At 63.3% G+C, this 18,705-nt stretch carries 16 protein-coding genes and 2 tRNA genes; 6 read left to right on the top strand and 12 right to left on the bottom strand.

Features of this window, described 5'->3' with window-relative positions; translation table 11 throughout:
- Nucleotides 1-191: 191 nt before the first annotated feature.
- Complete coding sequence (locus tag ACWGTI_RS14865; protein ID WP_454587807.1) at nt 192-623, top strand: L,D-transpeptidase; 432 nt, start codon at nt 192-194, stop codon at nt 621-623.
- Nucleotides 624-627: 4 nt separating this feature from the next.
- Here ACWGTI_RS14865 and ACWGTI_RS14860 read toward each other — a convergent pair whose 3' ends face one another.
- The 10 genes from ACWGTI_RS14860 to ACWGTI_RS14815 form a co-directional block, all read right to left on the bottom strand.
- Entirely contained in the window at nt 628-1,638 is a 1,011-nt protein-coding gene (locus ACWGTI_RS14860; protein WP_454587960.1) for a lipid A biosynthesis lauroyl acyltransferase, read from the bottom strand.
- 5 nt (nt 1,639-1,643) lie between these two features.
- Nucleotides 1,644-2,672, bottom strand: a complete 1,029-nt coding sequence (locus tag ACWGTI_RS14855; protein ID WP_454587806.1) for a zinc-binding dehydrogenase — start codon at nt 2,670-2,672, stop codon at nt 1,644-1,646.
- A 120-nt stretch (nt 2,673-2,792) separates the two neighbouring features.
- Nucleotides 2,793-4,064 (bottom strand): beta-ketoacyl-ACP synthase, encoded by a 1,272-nt coding sequence (locus ACWGTI_RS14850; RefSeq protein ID WP_454587805.1) that lies wholly within the window; start codon nt 4,062-4,064, stop codon nt 2,793-2,795.
- A gap of 42 nt (nt 4,065-4,106) precedes the next feature.
- Nucleotides 4,107-5,297, bottom strand: coding sequence for a beta-ketoacyl-ACP synthase (locus tag ACWGTI_RS14845; RefSeq protein ID WP_454587804.1), 1,191 nt, complete (start codon nt 5,295-5,297; stop codon nt 4,107-4,109).
- A 55-nt stretch (nt 5,298-5,352) separates the two neighbouring features.
- Nucleotides 5,353-5,634 carry an acyl carrier protein gene (locus ACWGTI_RS14840; protein WP_040981809.1) on the bottom strand — a complete coding sequence of 94 codons (282 nt, stop codon included), beginning with the start codon at nt 5,632-5,634 and terminating at the stop codon, nt 5,353-5,355.
- 176 nt (nt 5,635-5,810) lie between these two features.
- Complete coding sequence (locus ACWGTI_RS14835; protein WP_454587803.1) at nt 5,811-6,956, bottom strand: slipin family protein; 1,146 nt, start codon at nt 6,954-6,956, stop codon at nt 5,811-5,813.
- Between the two features lie 374 nt (nt 6,957-7,330).
- Nucleotides 7,331-7,397 (bottom strand) — tRNA-Met (locus tag ACWGTI_RS14830).
- Nucleotide 7,398: 1 nt separating this feature from the next.
- A tRNA-OTHER gene (locus ACWGTI_RS14825) sits at nt 7,399-7,474 on the bottom strand.
- Nucleotides 7,475-7,681: 207 nt separating this feature from the next.
- On the bottom strand, nt 7,682-8,230 hold the full coding sequence (locus ACWGTI_RS14820) for a histidine phosphatase family protein (RefSeq protein ID WP_454574300.1): 549 nt from the start codon (nt 8,228-8,230) through the stop codon (nt 7,682-7,684).
- A gap of 204 nt (nt 8,231-8,434) precedes the next feature.
- Nucleotides 8,435-11,449, bottom strand: a complete 3,015-nt coding sequence (locus ACWGTI_RS14815; protein WP_454587802.1) for a caspase family protein — start codon at nt 11,447-11,449, stop codon at nt 8,435-8,437.
- Nucleotides 11,450-11,559: 110 nt separating this feature from the next.
- Between ACWGTI_RS14815 and ACWGTI_RS14810 the strand changes: the two genes are divergently transcribed.
- From ACWGTI_RS14810 to ACWGTI_RS14800, 3 genes are all read left to right on the top strand, one after another.
- A complete protein-coding gene (locus ACWGTI_RS14810; protein ID WP_454587801.1) occupies nt 11,560-12,510 on the top strand; it encodes an AEC family transporter in 951 nt (316 codons plus the stop codon).
- Nucleotides 12,511-12,684: 174 nt separating this feature from the next.
- Entirely contained in the window at nt 12,685-14,142 is a 1,458-nt protein-coding gene (locus tag ACWGTI_RS14805) for an NAD-dependent succinate-semialdehyde dehydrogenase (protein WP_454587800.1), read from the top strand.
- Nucleotides 14,143-14,335: 193 nt separating this feature from the next.
- The gene (locus ACWGTI_RS14800; RefSeq protein WP_454587959.1) at nt 14,336-15,361 is read left to right on the top strand and encodes an aldose epimerase family protein; all 1,026 of its coding nucleotides are present in this window, start codon (nt 14,336-14,338) and stop codon (nt 15,359-15,361) included.
- A 4-nt stretch (nt 15,362-15,365) separates the two neighbouring features.
- Here ACWGTI_RS14800 and ACWGTI_RS14795 read toward each other — a convergent pair whose 3' ends face one another.
- Nucleotides 15,366-16,286 (bottom strand): sugar kinase, encoded by a 921-nt coding sequence (locus ACWGTI_RS14795; RefSeq protein ID WP_454587799.1) that lies wholly within the window; start codon nt 16,284-16,286, stop codon nt 15,366-15,368.
- A gap of 155 nt (nt 16,287-16,441) precedes the next feature.
- Here ACWGTI_RS14795 and ACWGTI_RS14790 point away from each other — a divergent pair, with 155 nt between their 5' ends.
- Both ACWGTI_RS14790 and ACWGTI_RS14785 read left to right on the top strand, forming a co-directional pair.
- Nucleotides 16,442-16,885 carry a FixH family protein gene (locus tag ACWGTI_RS14790; protein ID WP_454587798.1) on the top strand — a complete coding sequence of 148 codons (444 nt, stop codon included), beginning with the start codon at nt 16,442-16,444 and terminating at the stop codon, nt 16,883-16,885.
- Between the two features lie 7 nt (nt 16,886-16,892).
- Nucleotides 16,893-18,092: a cytochrome-c peroxidase gene (locus ACWGTI_RS14785; RefSeq protein WP_454587797.1), complete on the top strand. Its 1,200-nt coding sequence runs from the start codon at nt 16,893-16,895 to the stop codon at nt 18,090-18,092.
- Between the two features lie 4 nt (nt 18,093-18,096).
- Here the strand turns inward: ACWGTI_RS14785 and ACWGTI_RS14780 are convergent, their stop codons facing one another.
- The gene (locus tag ACWGTI_RS14780) at nt 18,097-18,558 is read right to left on the bottom strand and encodes an Lrp/AsnC family transcriptional regulator (RefSeq protein ID WP_454574293.1); all 462 of its coding nucleotides are present in this window, start codon (nt 18,556-18,558) and stop codon (nt 18,097-18,099) included.
- Between the last annotated feature and the right edge of the window lie 147 nt (nt 18,559-18,705).

Genomic DNA, 18,705 nt, shown 5'->3' with positions numbered 1-18,705 from the left:
TGCAAGTGTCACGCCGCTAGCCCTGAAACTACGTGTTGCGGCGGCAACTATGGCGGGAAATCGTTCAAATTCGCTGCTTTAGATTGGCGATTTTATCAAGGAGTGTGTGTTAGATCACTCACCTGTCGTTAAAAAGATGAAAAACCGCGTGATGACAGAGCAGGCAAGGGGCATCAAAGGGGTTTGATCTCATGAATAAAATCGTTCTCATGGCGGCAGCTTTTGCTGCGATGCTGTTCGGCACGTCCATCGAAAGCCGGGCTGCTTCGCTGGTCGCCAGCATCGACGTCTCGTCCCAGACCATGACCGTCAGCCAATATGGCCAGGTGCTTTATCGCTGGAGCGTGTCCACCGCCCGCAGCGGCTACTTCACGCCGCGGGGCACCTATCGGCCGCAGCGGACGGCGCGGATGTGGTATTCGAAAAAATACCACATGTCGCCAATGCCTTACTCGGTGTTCTTCCATGGCGGCTACGCCATCCACGGCACCGGCGCAGTCCGGCAACTTGGGCGTCCGGCCTCGCATGGCTGCGTGCGGTTGCACACGGCAAATGCGGCGGTCTTCTATTCGATGGTGCGCGAAGTCGGCTTCGGCAATACGCGGATCGTGGTGATGAACTGACGACCTAAGATTGACGCTGCCGCTGGCCGGCAGCGTCCTTTGCCTGTCCGCGACGGCGTCGACGCCGGCCGCTGATCTCCCATCTTTTGTGGAACCACATCCACTGTCCCGGATCCTCTCGAACCCAGCGCTCGACGACGTCGGCGAGCAGTTGGGTGGTGGCTGGGACGTCGACACTGCCGCTCTCATTGCGCGGAAGCGTGAGCTTGTCTTCGATCTCGAGCCGGAAGCGGTTGCCCGGCAACCGGACGCAGCGCGCCGGATAGACATCGCAATCATAGTGGCGGGCCAGCATGCCCAGAACCGGATTGCTCTGGCACGGGCGGCCAAAGAAGGTCGTCTCCAGCCCGCTGGAGAATTTCTGGTCGACCAGGACGCCGATATTGCCGCCATTTTCGAGAATGGACGCCAGCGCGAAGGAGGCGCCGGTGGAGGAGGGCAGCAGCGCGCCCATGCTCGAGCGCCGCGTCGAGTGGATGTAGTCGGCCAGGTACGGGTTGTTGGGCGGGCGAAACAGTGCCGTGATCTTCATGCCGAAAGTGGCGGCCGCCACCGGCAAAAGCTCGAAATTGCCGAGATGGCCGGTGAACAGGATGTGCGGCTTCTGCTCGGTGGCGATGTGCTTGAAGTGATCGGCGCCGCCGACTTCGACTCGCCCGGGGGTCGTCGCATTCGGATCATAGTCGAAAAGCGCATCGAGGAAGATGTATTCAGCGGCAAGCCGGGCCATGTTGCCCCACATGTCGGAGGCGATGGCCTCGATCTCGACATCGCTCTTTTCGGGATAAGCGAGGCGCAAATTGTTGATGGCAACGCGGTGGCGTCCGACGCGCGGACCGATCCGCCGTGCGGCGCGGTCGGCAAAATTGAGCGCGCTGTCGGCAGGCAAGAGGCGCAGCAGCGAAATGATCGTCATCGCCGCGCGCGCCACCAGCCAGTGCTCCGTCTGGCGCAGTCTTCGGCCATAGCGGAACATGAAGTCCCGGCGGGCTTTCTTGAACACCTTGCCGACCATTGTGCTCAAGAAACGCGCAGGATGATCTTGCCGAACACGTCGCGGCCTTCCATGCGCTTCAGCGCGGCGTCGATGGCGTCGAAGCCGACTTCGGTGTCGATCACCGGTGCTACCTGTCCCGCCGCCATCTTCTGCATGGCGTTGGCCATGTTCTCCATGCGGCAGCCGAAGGATCCGAGCAGCTTCAATTGCTGCTGGAAGAGCTGCATCAGATTGATCTGCGTCGAAACGCCGGAGGTCGAGCCGCAAGTGACCAGGCGACCGCCGCGCTTCAGGCACAGCATCGAGGCGGCAAAGGTGTCGGCGCCGACATGCTCGAAGACGACATCGACGCCCTTCTTCCTGGTCAGCTTGCGCACGACGCCCTCAAAACGGTCCTCGCGGTAGTTGATGACATGGTCGGTGCCGAGCGCCTTGGCCTTGTCGATCTTGTCGTTCGAGCCGACCGTGGTGATGATGGTGCACCCCATGCGCTTGGCCAGCTGGATGGCCGCCGAGCCGATGCCGGAGCCACCGGCATGGATGAGGATGGTCTCGCCCGGCTGCAGCTTCGCATTGTCGAACAGCATGTGCTCGACGGTGCCGAAGGTGACGGGCGCGACGGCGGCGCCGACATCGGTCACGCCGGGCGGGGCGGGGACCAGCAGGCGTGCCGGCAGGTTGATCTTTTCCTGGGCGAAGCCGTCGAGATGGAAGCCGTGCACGCCCGAAACATGTTCGCAGAGATTGTCGCGGCCTTCGCGGCAGGCGCGGCAGAGGCCGCAGGTGCGGGCGCCATAGATCGACACCAATTGTCCCGGCAACAGGCTGGAAACGCCGGGGCCGACGGCCTCGACCTCACCCGACGCTTCGGCGCCGACGACCAGCGGCAGCTTGCGCTTGGCGAAGGCCATGCCGCGCCAGCCCCAGACGTCGATGTGGTTCAACGCCACCGCCTTGATGCGCAGCGTGACCTCGCCGAGAGCGGGGGGCGGCGGGGGCGGCAGGTCCACCGTTTCAAGACGGCGGTCCTCTATAAGTTGCAGTGCGCGCATAGGGCCTGTCGGTTCTGTTGGAGCGGAAGTGGCGACTTAAAAACGCGTGGCGCGTTTTAAGTCTTTGATTTTGTTCATGTCGTTTTCCCAAAACCGCATCGCACTTTTGGGCGACATGAATTAGACCGGTTCCCGCGCCATGACAAGGCAGGTGTTCTGGCCGCCGAAGCCGAAGGAGTTCGACAAAACCGTGCCGACTTCGGCATTGCGCTTCTTGTTCGGCACCACGTCGAGCTCGATCGCCGGGTCGGGATTGTCGTAGTTGATGGTCGGCGGAATGACGCTTTCGCGCATGGTCATCAGCGAAAAAGCCGCCTCGACGGCGCCCGCCGCCGACAGCGTGTGGCCAATCATCGACTTGTTGGACGAGACCGGCATCGAGCCTATGCGTTCGCCGAACACGGTCGATAGCGAAAGGTGCTCCATCTTGTCGTTTTCCGGCGTCGAGGTGCCGTGAGCGTTGACGTAGTCGATCTCGTCCTTGCTCAAACCAGCATCGGCAAGCGCCGCTCGAACCGCTGCGATCGCCGGCGAACCATCAGGCTTGGAGCGGGTGCGGTGGAAATCGTCGGCCTTCTCGCCGCAGCCGCGCAGGATGCCGAGAACGCTGGCGCCACGGGCAAGGGCAGCCTCAAGCGATTCCAGCACCAGCGCACCGGAGCCTTCGGCCAGCACAAAGCCGTCGCGGTCCTTGGAAAAGGGCTTCGAGGCTTTTTCCGGAATGTCGTTGTGGGTCGACAGCGCCGACAGCAGCGAGAAGCGGATCAGTGCCTCGGCCGTTGCCGAGCCGTCGGCGCCGATCGACAGCGCCCGATCGCATTCGCCGCGGCGGATCGCCTCGACGCCAAGCTGGATGGCGGTGGCGCCCGAGGCGCAGGCGGTCGACAGCGTGATCGGCAGGCCGCGCGTGCCAAAGCGGTCTGCCAGCCGGTCCGCGATCGAGCCGAACTGCGTGGTTTCGAAAATGTCCAATTCCTTCAGCCCGCGCGCGACCCGCAGCAGCCTTTCGGCGCCGGCGTCCTTGCTGTCGGAATTGTAGAGCGAGAAGCGGTCGTGCCAGTCAAGCTCGACCGGCGGCGAGGCGAGGAAGAGCGGGCCACCGAAGTCAGAGGAATCGAGGCCGGATTCGGCCACGGCCTCATCTGCTGCGGTTTCGGCTAACTCGTAGGTCAGCAGGCTGGCGCCCTTTGAGCTTGAATCGAGGAAGTCGACCATGCCGGAGATGCGGGTGTTGAGGTGATCGACAGGAAAACGGGTGATCGGGTGGATGCCCGACTTGCCGGAGGTCAGCGCCGCCCAATTGTCTGCCTTGCCGACGCCGAGCGAAGTCACCACGCCGATGCCGGTGACGGCGACGATCGGCCTGCCCATGTGATCTCTGAGATTGGCCATCCGGAACCTCTTAACTTTGCAGCATGGCCGCGCAGCACTGCTTCAAGCAGCGTTGACCAGCGCCATGCCCTCGAATTGGTGATAGCCGATCGCCGTTGCAAGCACGGTTTGCGGGATGCCTTCGAACGGCTTCTCGGCCGCGGCGTCGAAAACGGGGTAGGCGGCCTTGCGGTCGACGGCCAGCGCGGCGAGCGCCACGGCGAATGGGAACTGGGCTTCCTTCATATGGCCGGTCAGTGTCGCGAAGCCACGTGCCGATATCGCCGGATTGGCATCGAGCGCTGCCTTCTCGGCTGATGTTGCCGTGTGCGCGCCGGAAGCGCCCGACAGGGCAAGCAGCTTGCCGCTGGGGAGAGCCGCCTGTTCGAGCAAGGCCGCGATCTCGGCGTCGAGTTCGCCCCGCGAGCGCCTGGCGCGGCCGGAGACGACCGGTCCGAGCTCGGCATAGATCTTGCGGCCACGGCTTTGCGCGTGCTCGCGCTGTTCCAGCACCAGGAAGGCGCCGCCTGAGCCGGAGACCAGGCCGCCACCCTCGGCGCCCCGTCTTTGCCAGACAGGCTTCCACGGGCCGCGATGCAGATAGCCCGCCAGCTCATAGCCCAGCAGCATGTCGGAATGTTCAGTCTGGAAGGCGCCGCCGACCAGAATATGCGTCGACTGGCCGGAGCGGATGCGCGCGGCGGCCGTTTCGACGGCGGCGACGCCGGCCCCTTCCTCGCCCATGAAGGTCCTGGACGATCCGGTGACCTTGTGGACGATGGAGATGTTACCGGCGAGCAGATTGGAAAGCTGGGCCAGGAAGAGCGTCGGCCGCAATTCGGTGGTCAGCTTCTCGTTAAGCAGCACGTCGCGGTCGTTGCGGCTTTCGGAAGCGGCCAGGATGGCGGCGTCGACAGCCTCGTCGCGCTCGCCGCCGCCGGCGGCCACCACCATGTCCATGGTCGTGCAGAGCTCGTCATTGCCCTTGATGCCGGCATCGTCCAGCGCAAGACCGGCGGCATAGGTGCCGAGCCGTTGCCAGGTTTCCATCTGCCGCTGGTCGCCGCGCTTGGGGATCTGCAGGTTCCAGTCGATCTCGGGCAGCGGATGGACGGTGTAGGGCGCAAAGCGCGCGGCTTCGAGCACCGGCTGCAGGCCCGGCTGGGCCAGCTTCTGCCAGTGTGCGTCAGGGCCTTCTCCAAGCGAAGAGACAAGGCCAATGCCAGTGATGACGACGTCGCGGGGGCTGCTCATGAGCGGCTTTGTGGGTCAGGCGGCGCAGCCCGTCAAGGCCGCGCGCCAGCCGATATCAGGCGTTCTTGGCGGCGACCAGCGCGTCGATCTTGGCGCACAGGTTCTTCATGACGAAGTAATCGTCGGTCGAGGCCTTGCCGTCATTCACTTCCTGCGTCCACTTTTCCAGCGGCACCTTGATGCCGAATTCCTTGTCGATGGCAAAGACGATGTCGAGGAAATCGAGGCTGTCGATGCCGAGATCGTCGATCGTGTGGCTCTCGGGGGTGATGGTGTCGATATCGATCTCGCTGGTGTCGGCAATGATCTTGGCGACTTTCTCGAACGTGGTGGACAAGGGCTCTTCCTTCGGTTGCGGGCGGAATCTGTCCGCATCTGGTTTGGGCGCTGTCTAATCGGTTTTTCCCGGCAGGAAAAGGCCTGATGCGCCGGGCGCAGATGGGGAGGGGTCTCAAGAAACGCAAGAAGGGCCGCCGGCTGACCCGGCGGCCCTTCCATTGACGTAGCGTCAGCTCAGCTTTCGCGCAGCTTGACGATGTCGTTCAGCAGTCCGCCCGTTCCATTGTGGACGGTCAGCCGCTCGACCTTGCCGGCGATGGTTTCCAGAGCCTCAAGCTCCTTCAGCCGCAGCATCACCGGGTTCTCCGCCATCACCCTGGCCGTGTTGAGCAGGGAACGCGTGGCGTTCGTCTCCTCGCGGCGGCGGATGACGTTGGCCTCGGCCTGCTTTTCGGCCGAAACCACCTGGTTGAGGATCTCGCGCATCTCGCCCGGCAGGATCACATCCTTGAGGGCGATATCGCTGACCTCCACCCCGATCGCGGCCATGTCGGCCCGGACCTTGGCCGCCGCCTCCTCATCGACCGTCACCTTCTTTTCAAGGATCTGGTCGAGCGTCAGCGCGCCAAGCGTCTTGCGGAAGGCGTACTGCAGGGCGCGATAGAGGGCTTCGGAGAAGTCCTTCACCGTGCTCACCGCCTTGACCGGGTCGACGACCTGGTATTCGGCGGCGATGTTGACGCGGATCGTCACTCGATCCTTGGTCAGCACTTCCTGCCCGGCGACATCGAGCGACTGGCGCTTGAGATCGACGACCTTCATCTGCACCATGCGTCCGACATTCCAGAACGCATGCACGCCGGCAGTGAGCGTGCGCACCAGCACACCGTCGACGAACAGCAGTCCGGCCTGACCATCGACGATCGGATGGACGGACATCAACTCCGTCTTCCGGGCCTGACCGAGCCGGCGCATGAGCGCCGGATCGATGGCGAGATCGACTGACGTGTCGACCGTCGTCACCTTCCACGGGCCGGCATCCGTCCACAGCACAAGCTTGCGGTCCGGCGCCAGAACGGCATGCAGATTGCCGTCACGCTCGATGACGGCCACGTCGGTGCGTCCGGTGCGGACGACGGTGAAATGACGCGCGGCCACATCCGGGAGCTTGCCGAACAACGCCTTCTCATACGCCGAAACGAATTCCGGGCTCTTCAGATCGTGCCGGGACACCTCAAGGTTGCCGCGCCGGTTGACGAGCGAATGCTCGCCCGGCAGCAGGACAGCCTTGATCTCCCCCTTGTAGAGGGTGAGGGCACGTTCGTTTTCCCTTACGAGGACGCGCTCGCGTCCAAGAACCTTGTCGAGAATAGTCGTCATTGTCTTACTCCTGTCGGGCATGGCCCCATGCGAGGCGTCAAGTCATGCGTCGATCTTCCCTTCGTTTCTCGTTTCACTTCGTCTCGTACTTCCAGACCGGACACGAATGATCGGGGGACCGGTGACATCAAATCGCGGCGGACCTTCGGGAGCGGATCGCGGGGCAGCGAAGCGGGCGCCGGAGGCCGAAGCCTCCCTTGCTGGCGACACTGCGCCTTGATCATCACCGCGGGCCTGGCCGCGAGCCGATGGCGTCAGACCGTTCGAACCGGCCTTGGCCCGTGGGCTTCGGCGGCTCGTCAGGTCTTCCGCATTCCGGTCCCCGGACCGTTTTTTCAGATAACACCGTGAAAGGGTGGTGGCCTGTCAGCCATTGGAGAAGGATTCGAACCTTCGACCGTCAGATTATGAGTCTGATGCTCTACCCAAACTGAGCTATCCGTGGTGCAGACAGCAGGATTCGAACCTGCGACCTCCGGATCCAAATCCGGCGCTCTCCCAGACTGAGCTACATCCGCGATCCCAATCCCCGAAGCGGCGCCGTATACAGGGCGGCAGAGCCGCCTGCACGGGCGGAGACGAAAGCTCCAACCGTTGTGCTCGCTTCGGTTTTCGTGACCGGGAGCGCGCCTATAGACCCTGCGACGGGTTGTCGCAAGTGGCATTGTGGCGGCGAATTTGCGGCTTCTTTCAGCGGTGGTATTTCGGCAACAGTGCCAGGCTCGTCAGAAGGTGACGCGGCCGAGCACGCGCAGGCCGTCGCCCTGCGGCTCGACCACCACCGCTTCGCCTTCGCGCGGCGACACGCCGGTCAGGGCAACGATGTTTTCCAGATGAGTGACCATGACCAGATTGTCGGAGCCGGTATAGGCGCGGATTTCCTTCAGGACCGCATCGAGCTGCGCGGCCTTCTCCTTCGGATCGGTTTTCAGGAGATCGAGCGGCGCGAAAGGCTCGGGGTCGGCTTCGAAGGCGATGCGGGCGGTGTCGAGGCAGCGGCAATAGCGGCTGGACATAACACGCTCGACCGGGGCGGCTCGGGCGCCGAACAAGGCGCCGATCTTGTTCGCCTGCTGCTTGCCGCGTGCTGACAGATTGACCTGGGTGGCGCAGTTGTCGATGTCGAAATTGGCCGGATCGGTGGTGCCGGTGACCAGCGCATGGCGCAGCAGCACGACACGGCCGCCGTCCCGCAGCAGCGCCCAACCGGCGTCCGTCGCATGGGCGACGGCGGGAACAGCAAGCAGAAACAGCGCCAGCACAAATCGAATCATCTGATACCTTCCGAGAGCCGGATGTCGGCCCCGGTCATTCGCATATAGGGATCGGAAAGCCGGCACAAAGACAAGCGAAAGGCGGACCAAAGCGCGTCGCGCCCGAAACGGATTCACGCGAGGCGCTTTGGATTTTGTTTTTATGCATGTCGTTGTCCCAAAACCGGGGTCACTTTTGTGCGACATGCATTGGCGCCCGCAACTTCACTTTTTCGCCATCTGCTTCTTCGCCAGTTCGATCTTCTGGTCGGTGAGCGGGATGGGGATCGTGTAGCCGGCTTCAGTAAAGCCCTGCTTGGCGTTCTCGAAGAATTCGATCGCCTTGAGATATTCCGGCTTGCCTGCGCCGTAGCTGGCGCGGTTCCAGTGGACGTCGCCGATATTGTTCTGTTCGAAGGCCCACTGCAGCGGCTGGCTTTCGCGCGTAAACACCTTCAGCGTCGCCGTGAACGCCGCTTCGGCGTCGTTGAGATATTTGTCGGTCCGCTGGAGATTGCCGAGATTGAGCAGGCTCATACCGATGCCATTTTGAGCATTGGCCCAGTCGACCGGTGCGGCCTCGATGGTGAGTATTTCAAGCGCTGCCCGCCGCGCGGCGATCGAATCCTGCAAGGTCTTGGCATCGCCATTGGTCATGCTCAACCAGTGCAGTGTCGAGCCCAGGCCGGCCTGGGCCAGTGCCCACTGCCTCGGGTTCGTCTCGCGCTTGTATTCGCGCAACGCATTGACGTAGGCGTCGACCGCATCGCTGTAGTGCTCGGGCTTGTCGGTCACGCCGCCCAACAGCTGCAGTGTGTTGCCGAGATTGTAGTAGCTCATCGCCCAGTCCTGCGGGAACTTCCGCCTGACATAGACCTGCCGTGCAGCCTGGAAGGCTGCCGCCGACTGTTCCAGCTTGACCGCATCGCGCGTGCGCTGGCCCAGCGTCTGGTAGATCGAGCCGAGATTGTTCTGCGCCGAGGCCCAGTCCGTCGGAAAGCGCTGGCGGGTGAACACCGTCAGCGCGTCGTCATAGGCAGCCGCAGCTTCTTCAAGCGTAGCCGTGCCCATGTCGAAGCGGGCGACACCGCTCAGCGCATTTCCGAGATTGAGGCGGCTTGTCGCCCAGGACACCGGGAACGTCTCACGGGTCCGCACCTCGAGCGCGGCGCGGAAAGCATCGGCAGCCTCATAGATCTTCGCCTTGTCGTTGAATTGGATGCCTGAAGTCACCAGCGTGTTGCCGAGATTGTTCTGGACCATCGCCCATTCAACGGGCGTTTTTGCGCGCGTGTATTCCTGTAGCGCCAGCCGATAGGCGGCTTCGGCTTCGGCCAGATGCTCGCCGGCGGGTTCGCGCTGGGACAATGCATAGAGGGCGAGGCCGAGATTGTTCTGCGACGAGGCCCAGTCGAGCGGCAGTTTTTCGCGCGGGCGCTTTTCCAAGGTGGCGCGCATGGCCGCCACGGCCTGATTGAGGCGGGCCGGGTCGCTCTCGCGCTCGCCGATCTTTAGAAGCACATTGCCCAGATTGTTCTGCGCGGCGGCCCAGTTCGTGTCGTCCTTTTCGCGCTCGAACACGGCAAGCGAATCGCGAAAAATCTGCGCGGCCTCTTCGAGATGCGCGGTCTCGACCTCGCGCTCGCCGATGTTCTGGAGCACCACTGCCATGTTGTTGCGGGTGATGGCCCAGTCGCGGTTTTGTTCGCCATTGGGAATGAAGTTCAAGATGACGCGGTAGGCTTCTATCGCCTGCTGCAAGGCGTCGAGATCGCCGCTGGCGTAGCCATAGGCGTTCAGCGCCTCGGCCTCCTGGTTCTTGTAGTTCCAGCGCAGTTTTTCGTCCCACTTCTCGACCAGCGAGAACGCCTTGGCATAGTCGTCGGCGGCGGATTTGTAGTCGAAGACCAGTGCGGCGGCGTCGGCGCGTTTGGCATAGATGGCGGCGTCTGCGATACGCTTTTGCTTGACCAGATCCTCGGCCTCGTCGACCGCACCGCTGTTTTCCTCGACCCGACCGACAGCGTCATCGAGGAATTTGCGCGCCGTCACCATGGCGCCCTGGCCAATGGCCTTGTCAGCGGACGCGACCAGCCGACTGATCTCGGGGTCGTCGGTGCGCAGCGCTGCGCGTTCGGCCATCATCTTCTTCAGGCGCTCGGCCTGACCGTCGAGCACCTTTTGCAGGTCGTTCGGATCCTCGGGGATTTTCTCCGTGCCGAGCGCCTTCAGCACGCCGTAGAGCGCGTCGAGCGGCACACCGTCCTTGAGCGAGGCCAGCTCCACTTGCGCCCGCTTGGGGTCGGGCAGGTCGGAAATGGTCAGCAGCAGTTGCCGCCTTTCGCCAGTGATCAAGCCGTCGTCGCCCGTCGGCTCCGGCGGCGCGACGCCGAAATAGAGCAGACGGCGCAGGCTCTCGCTGACCCAGGGCCGTTGCTTCGCCTTGGTGTCGAGATAGACCTCTTCGGTCACCATGCGCATGACCGAGCCGAATTCGGCGCCCTTCATCGCGGTGAGATGGCGCAGCAAGGCTGCCGCATAGGGACTGTTTTCGCCGGCAGCGCCATCGAGCGCCGGGCGGCCCGGTTCGGCGGCAAAGCCGACAACCGTGCCGAGGCTGGCATCCTCCGCCGTTACATTGCCGAGCGCCTTCGCGCCACGCACCGGTTCCAGTCCGCCGGCACCGATGGGCTCGGCGGACGCCGTCGGCGCCCGGCGCACGACTGCGTCGGCCGGAAACGGATTGGTGCGGCAGGCATCGAGCAGCACGATGGTCACCGGCACGGTCTTCTTCAGCTCGTCCATGACGGTGGAAATCGGCACCAGCGCCTCCCCGGCATTCTTCAGCGAGGAGACATCGGCGTCGACCGGCACCAGATAGTTCTCGCCGCCGGCTTCGATGCCGTGGCCAGAATAGTAGATGAAAGCGACGTCGGCGCCTTCTGCATCCTCGACGAAGCGGTCGAGGTCGCGCTTGAGCTTTGCGGCATCGCGGTCGGTGACGTTGCGGGCGTCGAAGCCGAGGTCAGTCAGCATCTTGGCCATGTCGCGGGCGTCATTGGCCGGATTGGCAAGGGCTGCGATATGTTCGTAGTTCGATTGACCGATGATCAGCGCCACGCCCTTGAGGCTTTTGGTCTCGGTGGCTTGAGCCACAGATACGGCAAGGCAAAGCAGCACGGTGACGAAAGCCGCCAGCCGTCGGACAAGATTGCCTTTCGAGGTGCCGACAAAGGCCATTTGTCGTGTCGTCCGCCCAATGATCCAAACCCTCTATAAGCCTGCCAGCCGACGATGATCAAATTCGGGCGCGATTGCGCCGCGAGCATGGCTCGCTTATCCCTCGGTAAATGTCCGCGCTCACCGAAACCGTCCTCTTCGTCTTCAGTCTTGTCGCGCTCGGCTATGTCGCCGGGTGGACCGGCTATCTCAGGCCGGCGAGCGGCGAGGGCATCTCCGAATTCGCCGTCAACGTGGCGATGCCGCTGCTTCTGTTCCAGACGATGGTGCGGTCCGACTTCCACGGTGTGGCGCCATGGCCGCTGTGGTTCGCCTATTTCGCGGCGGTCGCCATCACCTGGGCCACCGGCCATCTGGTCACCACCCGTGTCTTCGGCCGCGACGCCCGTGCTGGTGTCGTCGGCGGCGTGTCGTCGGCATTTTCCAATGTGGTGCTGCTCGGCGTGCCCTTTATACTCGGCATATTCGGAGCGGCTGGCTTCGAGGTGCTGTCTCTGCTGGTCTCGGTGCATCTGCCGATCATGCTGATGGCCTCGATCGTTCTGTTCGAGATATTCGGGCGCGGCAGCGGCGAACCCGTGCATCCCTTGCGCGTTGTCCGTCGCTTCCTCAGGCGGTTGTTCATGAATCCGTTGGTCATCGGCATTCTGGCGGGGCTTGCATGGCGCATCACCGGTGCGCCGCTGCCTGCTGTCGCCATGCGCCTGGTCGATGCGCTGGCCGCTACGGCGGCGCCGGTGGCGCTGTTCGCCATGGGGCTCAGCCTGCGCCGCTTCGGCATTTCGGGCAATGTCAGGCCGGCACTGGTGCTTTCGGCGCTGAAACTGTTCCTGATGCCGGCGCTGGTGCTGGTCTTCGTCTGGCTGCTCGGCCTGCCGCCCTTGACGGCCAAGGTGGCTGTGATGGTGGCGGCGATGCCATCCGGGGTCAATTCCTATCTGATCGCCGTGCAGTTCAACACCGGCCAGGCGCTGGCGTCGAACCAGATGACCATCGCCACGGCTTGTGCCGCTTTCACGACGACCTTCTGGCTGACGGTGGTGGTTCATGTCTTTGGTTAGGGCTCGGCTCTCGTCTTGTGCTGGCCCAACCCCTATATGCCATCTTGCAATTGCTTGCGGGGCTTGCCCTAGGTAAAGAGCAGTGGCTCCAGCGTGCCGGCATCGCCGCCTTGTGCACGCTCATCGAAGAGATCCAGAAACCGGCCCGTCAGTGCGCCGAACGGAGGCTAGACCATGCTTCAGAAAACCAGCCATTTCATGCGCCAGGCCAATCTCATCAATGGCGAATGGGTTCAGGCCGACAGCGGCCAGACGGTCGACGTCAACAACCCGGCAACCGGCCTCAAGATCGGCACCGTGCCGAAGTCGGGCAAGGCGGAAACCCGCCGCGCGATAGAAGCCGCCGCCGAGGCCTTCAAGACCTGGCGCAAGACCACTGCGCTCGAGCGCTCGAAGCTCTTGCGCAAGCTGCATGACGCGATGATGGACAATCAGGACGTGCTGGCCGAACTGCTCACCATCGAGCAGGGCAAGTCGCTGTTCGAATCCAAGGGCGAGATCGGCTCGGCCGCCGCCTACATCCTGTGGTTTGCCGAGGAAGGCCGCCGTACCTATGGCGACGTCGTGCCGTCGCCGTGGGGCGATCGCCGCATCCTGGTGACCAAGGAGCCGGTCGGCGTCATCGCCGCCATCACGCCGTGGAATTTCCCGTCCTCGATGCTCGCCCGCAAGCTTGGTCCGGCACTTGCCGCCGGCTGCACCGCTGTTGTCAAGCCGGCCTCGCAGACGCCGTATTCAGGTCTCGCCTGGGGCGCGCTTGCCGAGGAAGTCGGCTTCCCCAAGGGCGTCGTCAACATCCTGACCGGTTCGGCTGCCGAAATCGGCGACGAGATCTGCGCCAATCCGCTAATATCGAAGATCACCTTCACCGGTTCGACCGAGGTCGGAAAGATTCTGATCCAGAAATCGTCCGTGACCGTCAAGAAAGTGTCGATGGAACTCGGCGGCAACGCGCCGTTCCTGGTCTTCGACGACGCCGACCTCGACCGCGCCGTCGCCGGTGCGATCACCGCGAAGTACCGCAATTCCGGCCAGACCTGCGTGTGCACCAACCGCTTCCTCGTTCAGGCCGGCATCTACGACAAGTTTGTCGAGAAGCTGGTCGCGGCCAGCAATGCTCTGAAGGTTGGCTCGGGCCTGGAAGAGGGCGTGCAGCAGGGGCCGCTGATCGACGTGAAGGCGGTCGAGAAGGTCGAGGAATTCATCGCCGACGCCACGTCCAAGGGCGGCAAGGTCGTTGCCGGCGGCAAGCGCCACGCCCTTGGCGGCTCGTTCTTCCAGCCAACGGTCATCGCCAACGCGAAGCCTGAGATGCGCTTCATGAAGGAAGAGATTTTTGGTCCTATCGCCCCGGTGTTCAAGTTCGAGACCGAGGAAGAGGCTGTCGCGCTCGCCAACGACACCGAGTTCGGCCTTGCCGCCTATTTCTACACCGGCGATCTCGGCCGCGCCTTCCGGGTCATGGAAGGTCTGAAATACGGCATGGTCGGCGTCAATGAAGGCCTGATCACCACGCCGGAAGCGCCGTTCGGCGGCGTCAAGGAATCGGGCCTCGGCAAGGAAGGCGGACATCAGGGTATCGAGGACTATCTCGACACCAAATATGTCTGCATCGGCGGCCTCGGCCTCTAAATCATTGACGGGCAGGGCAGGCCGCGTGCCTGCCCTTGCCAGACGACATTCAGCCGGCCCAGAGCGGTTCACCGTTTCACGGAAACGTCAAACCGCTCTATTTCTTTGTTTGACGCAATTCCTGACGGAAAACCGTTTCACACTTTTCCTGGAATTGCTCTAAGTCCGTAGATCGACGAAACAGCATCTGGGAATAGCAATGAAGGACGGCGAGGTCTTCGGTACGACGCAGGCGGGCGAACCGGTGCGCCGTTTCACCATCCGTGGCGGCGGCATCAGCGCCAACATCATCGGGCTCGGCGCGATCATCCAGGATTTGCGGCTTGCCGGCCATGACGCGCCGCTGGTGCTGGGGTATGACCGCTTCGAGCCGTATGAGACCGACCGGGCATTCTTCGGCGCGGTCGTTGGCCGCTATGCCAACCGCATCCGCGACGGCCGCTTCACCATCGCCGGCCAGCGCTACCAGACGGAACCCAATTTCCTGGGCAAGCACACGCTGCACGGCGGTTCGCAGGGCTATTTCCACCGGCCATGGACGGTTTCGCTGCACGGTAGGGATTTTGTCACGCTGACCCTGCACGATCCCGACGGCACGATGGGCTTCCCCGGCGCGCTCGATGTCACCTGCACCTACCGGCTGAAGATCCCCGGCACGCTCTCGATGGAACTAACCGCCACCTGCGAGGAGCCGACGCTGTGCAATCTGGCGCAGCATTCCTATTTCAATCTCGACGATGGCGGCACCACTGACATTCTCGATCACCGGCTGATGCTGAACGCCGGCGCCTATACGCCGGTCGATGGCGAGATGATCCCGACCGGCGTGGTCAAGCCTGTCGACGGCACCCCCTTCGACTTCCGCCAGGCGCGGCCGCTGCGCATGGAAACGGAAGGCGAGCAGCTTAGCTACGACGTCAATTTCTGCCTTGCATCCAGCCGTGGCCCGCTTCACCAGGTGGCATGGGCGCAAGGCGCGAATTCAGGCGTCGAGATGGAAGTCTGGACCACCGAGCCCGGCCTGCAGCTTTACACCGGCCAGTATGTCACGCCGACGTCGGGCGGCCTGGACGGGCGGCGCTACAAGGCGTTTTCCGGCTTTTGCCTCGAGGCACAGGCATGGCCCGATGCGCCGAACCGACCCTATTTCCCGCAGGCCACGCTGTGGCCCGGCCAGATCTATCATCAGGTGACGGAATACCGGTTCCGCTTGCCTTGAGGTCTTAGCCCTCGAAAGCGGTTCTTAGAACCTCGAACGGCGCCAACGCGCCGCGCACCTGCACGACGGCGGCGGCAACGCGATGCGCCCGCTGCACGGCGTCCGCCGGCGCATGGCCGGCAAGCCGGGCGGCGAGATAGCCGCCATTAAAGGAATCGCCGGCGCCGGTGGTGTCGATGGGGGTGGCGACATGCTGGGCCGGAACCGGCTGCAGGGTTCCCCTGGTGGCGATCAGTGCCGGCTCCTCGCCATTCTTGACGACGACTTCGCCGACCAGTTTTCCCATCCGCTCGGCAGTCACCTGGGGTGCCGTATCGCCGAACAGCATCTGCTCGTCGGGGAAGGTCGGCAAAGCGATGTCGGTGACGGCAAGTGCGTCGAGAATCGCGGCTTGCGCCTCCTCGCGGCTCTGCCACAGGCGCGGCCGGTAATTGGGGTCGAAGGCGACGAGTGAACCGGCAGAGCGGGCCTTGGCCACTTCTGCCAGCAACGTCTTGCGCGCGGCGGCGTCCAGAATTGCCAAAGTGATTCCGGAGAAATACACAAGCGCCTGGTTTTCAAGGCTTTTTGCCAGGGCGGCCGGGTCCGAGGCAAGCCGCCTGGCAGCCGCGTCGCTGCGCCAATAAGTGAAAGCGCGTTCGGCGCCGGTCAAGGTGATGGCGTAAAGGCCGGGCCGCGCGCCTGGAATGACCGGGCTGGCGCCGATGCCGATGCCGTTTTCGGCGAAGAACGAGATCTGGCCCTGCGAGAAGGGATCGTCGCCGAAGGCAGAGACGTAGGTGGCGGGTCGCTCGCCGCTCAGCGCATGCAGCGCCCACAGTGTGTTGAACGTGTCGCCGGCAAAGCCCATGCGCCAGTTCGGCCCGGCCTGGCCGGACAGTTCGAGCATGCACTCACCTATCGAAGCGACGCCGTCTGCTGCCATAACTCTCCCTCGGGTTTGGTTTCGGTCCTGTAGCTTTTTGCGACCGGCAGCGCCATGCTTGGCGGCGGCGGAATTTTGCGCCAGAAGCGTTTTCCCACAGAAGCGGCGGGACGCGAATTGCTCCCCGAGACGTTATGTTTGGAAGAGGAACCGGTTTGGCATCGATATGGCGTTATCTTCTTGCGGGCCTTGGTCTGGCCGCTCTGCTGGCCGGCATACTGGCAATCGTCTATCTGACCGCGCCGCAGTGGGCGCCGGGTCCGGATATTTCGCGCACGAAGAAGACCGACAATGGGCTGTATGTGGCAAGCTTCGTGCCGGAACGGGGCGTGGTGCGGCAGGGCGAACTGGAATCCTGGTTGCTGACGTTGAAGACAAAGACAGGGGCTTCGGTGGAGCGGGCCGCGATTGCCATCTCGGGCGGCATGCCGCAACACAGTCACGGTCTGCCGACCAGCCCACAGGTAACCGACTATCTGGGCGAGGGCCGTTACCGCATCGAGGGGCTGAAATTCACTATGAGTGGCTGGTGGCAATTTCGGTTTGCCATCTCGTCCGGCGCCGGCTCGGATACGGTCGTCTTCAACGTGGTGCTGTGAGCTGCCTATGAACTGCACGTTGCGTCTTCTGGCACTGGCGGCGGCTTTGCTGGTTGCTGGTTGTGGCAAGCCGGATTTTTCCGACGCCGAGAAGAAGACCATCGCTTCGCTGGCGCTGAACGCCTTGCCGGCACTCAAGCCCGATACCACCAACCGCTTCGCCGACGTGCCGGCCGCGGCGGCTTTGGGCTCCACTTTGTTCTTCGACCAGGGCATGAGCCATGACGGCAACGTGTCCTGCTCGACCTGCCACAAGATCGACCGGCAGTTCCAGGACGACCTGCCGCAGGCTGTCGGTGTCGGCCGCACCAACCGGCGCTCGATGCCGCTGGCCGGCGTGGCGCGCAATCCGTGGTTCTTCTGGGACGGAAGGCGCGACAGCCTGTGGGCGCAGGCGCTGACGCCATTGGAAAATCCGCTCGAACAGGCCGGTAACAGGGCGGCCTTCGCCCACTACATCAAGAAGCGCTTCGGCGAGCGTTATGAGCGTATTTTCGGTCCGCTGCCCGACCTTTCAGCCGTTCCGGCCAATGCCAGCCCGCTCGGCAACGAAGTCGAGCAAGCGGCGTGGAAGGCGATGACTGCCGCCCAGATGGACGACGTCAATCGCGTCTTTTCCAACATCGGCAAGGCAATCGCGGCCTTCGAACGGTCGATCGAGCCGGGAGAGACGCGCTTCGACCGCTTTGCCATCGACCTCGCGTCAGGCGCCAAGCCGACAGACGATGATGCCTTTTCGCACGAGGAAATCCTTGGGCTGAAATTGTTCATAGGCAAGGCCAATTGCGTGACGTGCCATAACGGCCCGCGCTTTACCGACAACAGTTTCCACAACACCGGCGTGCCGCCCGTCAAGGACCTGCCGCTGGATCGCGGCCGTGTCGATGCAGTGGCTGAGGTCGAGGCCGATCCGTTCAACTGCTTCGGCGCCTTCCGTGATGGTGACGCAGGCGCCTGCGGTGAGCTGCGCTTCATTGTCAAGGCCGCGCCCGAACTGATGCGCGCCTACAAGACGCCGTCGCTCAGGGGAGCCGCGACGCGGCCACCCTATATGCATGCCGGTCAGTTCTCTTCGCTGGAGGAGGTGGTGGCGCATTATGCGAAGGCGGAGGCGAGCGTCGAGGGCACCTCCGAAGTCCACCCGCTGCAACTGTCGGATCGCGAACGTGCGGCGCTGGTGGCGTTTTTGAAGACGCTGTCGGACTGAGGTGTCAGCGGTCCTTCACCGTTTCCATGGCCACGAAGGTCGAGGTCTGGGCAACGTGGGGCAGGGCCGAGATGCGCTCTCCGAGAACGCGGCGGTAGGCGGCGATGTCGGTGGTGCGGACCTTCAGGAGATAGTCGAAGCTCGATGCCATCATGTGGCACTGCTCGATCTCTGGCACCGCCTGCACCGCGCGGTTGAAAGCGTCGAGCGCGGCGGAGCGTGTATCCGACAGTTTGACCTGGACGAAGGCGACATGGCCTTCGCCCATGCGCTCGCGGTCGATGATCGCCTGGTAGCCCCTGATATAGCCGTCCTTCTCCAGGCGCTTCACCCGCGCCTGCACCGGCGTTTTCGACAGTCCGACCTTGCCGGCCAGTTCCGACATGGACAGCCGCCCGTCGCGTGCCAGAGACGACAGGATGTTTTTGTCGATGCGGTCCAATTGGTCTTCCGTCACGGATATCATAGTCCATTTGATGACAATTCGACCACAATGATAGATCGACTAGCCTTCCATGTCGATTTCTTTGGACCGGCTGAAAATACGGCTCTGTGCTAGCTTGCGCCATTCGGTCCGGCGAACGCCGGCCCGCTCCCAGATGCTCGCTCCGCA

Source organism: Mesorhizobium sp. ArgA1 (assembly GCF_053714375.1).
The sequence above is the reverse complement of the archived record's forward strand: the minus strand, read 5'-3'. Positions and strand labels throughout refer to the sequence as shown.